Annotated in this window: 7 protein-coding genes; 6 read left to right on the top strand and 1 reads right to left on the bottom strand. The window is 70.2% G+C overall.

What is annotated here, in order from left to right:
- The coding region (locus ACLEQD_RS35285) for a LysR substrate-binding domain-containing protein (RefSeq protein ID WP_410390159.1) at positions 1–723 on the top strand (723 nt) is incomplete at its 5' end.
- A 57-nt stretch (positions 724–780) separates the two neighbouring features.
- Complete coding sequence (locus tag ACLEQD_RS35280) at positions 781–1398, top strand: DUF2378 family protein (protein WP_171411951.1); 618 nt, start codon at positions 781–783, stop codon at positions 1396–1398.
- Here the strand turns inward: ACLEQD_RS35280 and ACLEQD_RS35275 are convergent.
- The gene (locus tag ACLEQD_RS35275) at positions 1349–2194 is read right to left on the bottom strand and encodes a tRNA (5-methylaminomethyl-2-thiouridine)(34)-methyltransferase MnmD (RefSeq protein ID WP_410390157.1); all 846 of its coding nucleotides are present in this window, start codon (positions 2192–2194) and stop codon (positions 1349–1351) included. The two genes, ACLEQD_RS35280 and ACLEQD_RS35275, sit on opposite strands and share 50 nt — an antisense overlap.
- 449 nt (positions 2195–2643) lie before the next feature.
- Here ACLEQD_RS35275 and ACLEQD_RS35270 point away from each other — a divergent pair, with 449 nt between their 5' ends.
- From ACLEQD_RS35270 to ACLEQD_RS35255, 4 genes are all read left to right on the top strand, one after another.
- Entirely contained in the window at positions 2644–3225 is a 582-nt protein-coding gene (locus tag ACLEQD_RS35270; RefSeq protein ID WP_410390155.1) for a hypothetical protein, read from the top strand.
- The gene (locus tag ACLEQD_RS35265; RefSeq protein WP_410390154.1) at positions 3218–3955 is read left to right on the top strand and encodes a hypothetical protein; all 738 of its coding nucleotides are present in this window, start codon (positions 3218–3220) and stop codon (positions 3953–3955) included. The genes ACLEQD_RS35270 and ACLEQD_RS35265 overlap by 8 nt, the downstream gene beginning before the upstream one ends.
- Positions 3948–4952, top strand: coding sequence for a type VI immunity family protein (locus ACLEQD_RS35260; protein WP_410390153.1), 1005 nt, complete (start codon positions 3948–3950; stop codon positions 4950–4952). Before ACLEQD_RS35265 ends, ACLEQD_RS35260 begins: the two co-directional genes overlap by 8 nt.
- A gap of 165 nt (positions 4953–5117) precedes the next feature.
- A partial coding sequence (locus ACLEQD_RS35255; RefSeq protein WP_410390151.1) for a Kelch repeat-containing protein occupies positions 5118–5784 on the top strand: 667 nt, incomplete at its 3' end.

The raw sequence follows: 5784 nt of genomic DNA, 5'->3' as shown, positions 1-5784 counted from the left end.
ACGAGCCCCCTTCGAACCCGCACCGCGTCGCGCCGCTTCACCGTGGCCACGCGCGACTACTTCGGGGCCGTGCTGCTGCCGGGCGCGCTGGAGCTGCTGGGCCGCGAGGCCCCCGGCGTGGACCTGTCCGTGCTGCACGTGGACGGCCACACCTACCCCGCGCTCCTGGAGACGGGCGCCGTGGACCTGACCGTCGTCTCGCCGCCGGTGGAGGCCGGGCCGGGCCTGCGCCAGAAGAAGCTGCTCACCGAGGACTTCGTCTGCGTGGTGCGCAAGGAGCACCCCACCGTGCGCCGCACGCTGGACCTGGACACCTACCTGAAGCTGTCCCACATCCTCATCAGCCCGCGCGCGACGGCGTGGGCGCGGTGGACCTGGCCCTGGCCAGGCGCGGCCTGCCCCCGCGCCGCATCGCCCTGCGGGTGCCCTACTTCCTCATCGCCCCGCTGGCGGTGTCGCGCTCGGATTACGTCCTCACCGCGCCCCGCCGCCTCATCGCCGCGTTCGGCGAGGCGTACGCACTCCAGGTGTTCCCCCCGCCCATCCCGGTGCCGACCTTCGACATCCTCCAGGTCTGGCACGAGCGCTTCGACGGCGACCCCGCCCACCAGTGGCTGCGCGGACTCGTGGCGCGCGCCGTCAACGCGGTGTCTCAAAACACCCGGAGTTCACGAAGGGTGCGGCGCGCGCCAGCTTCCTGACACTCGCGGGGCGCGGCACTGAACGTCAGTACACAGGTGGGGGAGCATCGCATGGGGGGCTTCGTGTAGGGTGCTTCGCATGAATCCTGAGAAGCTTGTCTTCGCCCAGACCGTCGACGCGCTCTTCGTCCGTGCGCTGGAGAACCGCCTGACGCCTGCGTGCCGCGAGCACCTGAAGCGGGCGGGGCTGGACCTCGACCGCAAGCTGGAACGCACGTATTCGCTGGAACAGTGGCGGGAATTCCTGCGCATCGCGGCCGGCCACGTCTATGGCGGCGTGCCCGCGGAGGCCGCGTACTACTCCCTGGGCGAGCGCTTCATGGACGCCTACTTCGGCACCTTCTTTGGCCGCGCCCTCCTGGGCGTGGGCCGGCTGGCCGGTCCCCGGCGGATGCTGCTGCGGGCGGACGTGGGCTTTCGCGCCGGCAACAACTTCAGTGAAGTCAAAATCGTGGAGCGCGGCGCGACGTCGCTGGAGCTGTGGATGAACGACGTGCTGGCGGATCAGCCGACGTTCGCGGCGGGGTTGCTGGCGCGCGCGGTGCAGTTGTGCGGGGGCTGGCGGGTGGTGGCGCTGCCGGAGGAGTTCGACGGCACGGCGGCGACGTTCCACCTGCGCTGGAGCGAGGCCCCCGTCGAGACGGCGCTCAGCGCCACTGAGGATGGGTCCGCAGGCGACGCTCGACCTCAGGCGTGAGGGTGGCCCCATGCGGGGCCCGGGAGGACGAGCGCTCCCAGCGCTCCAGCCACCGGGTCCCCAGCGGGGCGGCCAGGGTTTCGTAGCGGGTCGAGGCCACGGTGGTCTCCCCCTTGGCGCCGGTGGACACGCCGGCGCCCACGTAGAACCCCGCGAGCAGCAGCGTGACGCGGGTGGGCGTGGCCGCGCTGTAGGTCATCAGCAGGGCGCCCTCCCCGTCCTCCCGGCAGTGCCGGCGCACCCGGGCGAGCACCGCCTCGGTCCACATGTCCGGGTTGGACGCGGGTGAGAACGGGTCGAAGAAGACGAGGTCGGCGGGGGGCAGCTCCGCGTCCAGGAAGGGCACCGCGTCCCCCAGCTTGAGCTCCCACCGGATGCCGGGCTCGGTCCAGGCGCCGTGCTTCATGAGGCCCTCACAGGCCTCGCGGAACGGCTGGAGGAACGGGAACCCTGTCGCGTCCGCGAGCGCCAGGCGCAGCGGGGCCAGGTCCACCTCGAAGCTGACGACGTGCAGGTCGCGGGCGCGCTGGGGGCCCAGCTCGCGGGCGCGGGTGAGCGCGGCGACGGCGTTGGTGGCGGCGCCCAGGCCCACGTCGTGGATGACCAGCGGCGGGCCGGGCCTGCGCAGGCGGTCCGCGAGGCCGGGTTGGTCCACGTAGAGGCGCAGGGCCTCCTGCCACGGCCCCACCGCGGGGTGCATGACCTCGCCATGGCCCAGGTGGCGCACGGCGCGGTGGCCGTTGCGCAGGGTGACGAGCTCGAAGTCGCCGTCGCGCGGAGGGGAGGGCTCGGACATGGGACTCCTGGCCTGGAGGGGACGTGTGGGAAAGGATGGGTGCCTAGCATGAGGACCCCAGGGCAGGAACATCGCGGCGCGCTTCACGGAGAGGACGTGCGGCACGGGGAGGCGCCCTCTCCGGGAGGCCGGGTGCGGCTGTCGCTCCGGGTGGAGGCCGGGACGCGGCTCATCCAGGAGGCCGCGTGGGAGGCCCCGGTGGACGCGAGGCCTGCGCTGGCCGCGTGCCTGGAGTCGCTGTGTCAGAACGCGGTGGGCATCGGGGTGGACGTGTTCCTGCGCTTCGACGACTTCCACCTGCGGGCGGGCTGTCCGGAGGAGCTGGAGGCGACGGAGGAGGCGGGGCTGGCGGTGCGGGTGTTCCGCCTCGCGTTCAGCCAGTTCCATCCCCGGGCCACCGGGCCGGCGTACCTGTCGAGCGGGCTGGTGCTGGCGAAGCTGCCCGGGGCGTGCGGCCGGAGTGGGAGGAGCCGGGGTTCTACTTCGCGCACTACTACCGCGAGGAGCTGTGGCCCGCGGCGGTGGAGGAGGCGCGCCGGGGCGGCGTGCTGGGGCCGCGCGCGGCGTGCGCGTACGTCGACGCGCTGCTGGCGAAGGCGGACGACACGGTGGAGCTGGACTGGCCCGTGGAGCAGGGCACGGCGACCTGGGAGTGGCTGACGCGCGTCTGTCTGCCGGCGGTGACGGGGAGCGCGGAGCGGACGCGGCAGCTCCTGGAGGGCGGGTACGGGGGCGCGAGCGGCACGGGGAGCTTCCCCTTCGGGCACCTGGACGGAGGGCCGTGGCATCCACCGGACGGACTGGCTGAGCCCGAGGACGTGGGGCACGCGGAGTTCATCCTCGGGGACCTGGAGCACCTCTTGCCGGAGCTGCCGAAGGACGGCGTGCTCCTGGCCGCGCCCCGCTGGATGGCGGTGGGACAGACACGGGATTCACCCGCGCTGCGCCGGGCGGACATTTCGAGCGAGGAGGCGGGAGGCTTCGGCCTGTTCAACGCGGCGGCGCATGACGTGGGCGAGGACGATGATTGAGATGCGATTGCTGGGTGGGCTGGTCGCCCTGCTCTGCCTGTCGTGCGCTTCAGGGCCGACGCGCTATGCGCAGACGGACTCGGCGACCAATGGATGCTTTCGCAATCCCACCTGCTACACGCAGCCGGGGGATGAGGCGTTCCTGCCGTGGGTGGACAAGGCCGCCAGGGCGGCGGCGACCGCGGGGGCGGCGATGCGGCTGCTGGAGGCGGCGGATGTTGCTCGCATCGAGCACCTGTTGGTGGAGTGCGCGAAAGAGGCGAACCGCGTCGTCAACGAGCGTGAATACGGCGAGGGGAAGTACCCGGACGACGCGGAGTGCATGCGAGTGGTCGGCCAGGACAAGGACGGCAGTCCCATCCGACGGCAAGCACAGCTGGGCAAGTTGAAGCACGCTGTTGCCTTCGCCTGCATCCAGCGAGAAGTCCTCCGGCTCTTCCCCGAAAATGTCTCGATTGAGCCTCGCTACAGCGGCGACGCAAAGTCTGGCGGCCCTGCTTTGACGAACCAATGGACGGGCTCGAAGAAGCCCGACGTCGTCCTTCATGCTACGAACCAGCCGCTCCAGATCCAATGCATCTTCGACCTCAAGTTTCCGTGCACAGGGAAGAGCAAGGGCGAACCATTCACCAACGGCGACACTCTAAGACAGATGTCTCGCTATGCGGCTCTGGGAGGGAAGTGCAAGCCCGCCATCATCACGCCCCAGCTAGGAGTCGTGCGTGAATAAGTATCCGTTCCTTCAACACTTCGCCTCTGTACTTCCCAGGGTCCAATTGGTCGTGCGCATCGTCTTCTACTTGCCGCATGACCACAGGGCGCTGGCACCGGTCCTTCGACGGACCCTCGACACCTATCTCAAGTTCATCTCTGCCGGTGGCGGAGCACTGACCTCGGGAGAGGATCCCGATATCAGTGAGGATTCGTTCCCACTCACTCCAGACACATGGGAGGAGGTATACAAAGAGTTGGAGAACGCTCGCTTTGGCCCAATGGAAGACAGGGATCAAGACTCCATCTGGTTCCACATCTTGACCAAGCGGGGCTTCGACACATGGGTCCATCTCGTTGGCGGAGAGTCGGATCCCACTGGCTATGAATTCAGCTTCCGCTCCCGGCTGCCCTGGCGAGAGCCATCTGGTGAGTCCAGCGTCCTGAGCGTGAAGGTCCCCATGCAGTTCCTGGAGGACCAGGGGCCCGAGAAGGCCTTTGAGCTGGCACAGGCGCTGGCGGAGCCACTTCCCTTCTCCACGGGCCATGCCGGACTGTCGCTGTCATTCACCCGTGGCAGGTCCAGCCTCCTTCCCCTCCTCAAGGACCCTCTGGTCCGGCACCCCGGCTGGGACGTTCCACGCGAGAGCACCTGGGGCATGGAAGAAGGAATCGACGGCATCCACTGGATGAGCTTCCTGGGAGCTTCCCTCCTCGACACCATGGGAGGGCCGGAGGCGATCCGCGCCCGTCTGCAGCATCCGGAGACCACCGTCCAGGAACTCACCGGGGGCCGTGCCGTGATCCGCCTGGGCCCCGCTCCGCTCGCCGGGGACACCAAGCTGAATGAACCGCTGCCGGCGTACCGCGAGCTGGCCCGGTTCCTGGAGCCGTGGCTCCTGCCCTCCCCTCCTTTCACCTCCTTCGAGGGCTACACCCCGGAGGAGATGCGCCACTGGTGGCGCCGCTTCCTGGAGCCGCCCCCGGCGCCGATCTCCGATCCACGCGATGGGTGACCACGCAGGATTTTTTCACGCATTGCCCCACTGCCCGGCGCACTGATAATCCGCCATCCGGAGTGTTCACGTCGAGCGGCGGGCCAACGGTCACGTTCGCGCCAGCCCTCGCGGATCGGGGTTTCATCGATGCGATCACAACGCGCTGTCTGGAGCGGGCTCCTGGTGTTCTGCGCGAGCCTGGGCCTTCTGTCGTGCGGCGGCAACGAGCGCCCGGCACCGGAGGGCGCCCGCGCCGCGACCTCCCGCCTCGCGACGGCGCCGGCCTGGTACGCCACCGCGTCCATGCCGGGGCCCCGCGGGCAACACGCGGCCGTCCTGCTCCCGGACGGGAGGCTGCTGATCATCAACGGCGTCAACCGGAACGGGTTCGTGACCACGGCGGACGTGTATGACCCGGCCACCGACGCCTGGAGCTCCGCGGGCGCCACCGGGATCCAGGGCAACATCACGCAGGCCGTGCTGCTGCCCACCGGCAAGGTGCTGGTGTTGACCGACGGCTCCCCCGCGGGACGTCTCTACGATCCCGCGACGGGCGCCTGGACCGCCACGGGCAACATGTCCACCACCCGCGGCATCCCCACGCTCACGCTGCTGGGCACGGGGCAGGTGCTGGTCGCGGGCGGCACCGGCGCTAGCGGCGTCCGGCTCACGTCGGCGGAGCTGTATGACCCGGCCAGCAACGCCTTCGTTCCCACCGGCGCCATGACCCTGGGCCGCAACGCGCACACCGCCACGCGGCTGCGCGACGGGCAGGTGCTCGCGGTGAGCGGCTTCAGCCAGAGCGGCGAGGTGCCCGGCGCGGACCGCTACAACCCCGCGACCGGCACCT

This window comes from Corallococcus sp. 4LFB, from assembly GCF_046520365.1.
GTDB classification, from domain to species: Bacteria; Myxococcota; Myxococcia; order Myxococcales; family Myxococcaceae; genus Corallococcus; species Corallococcus caeni.
This window is presented reverse-complemented; position numbering and strand designations above follow the sequence as displayed.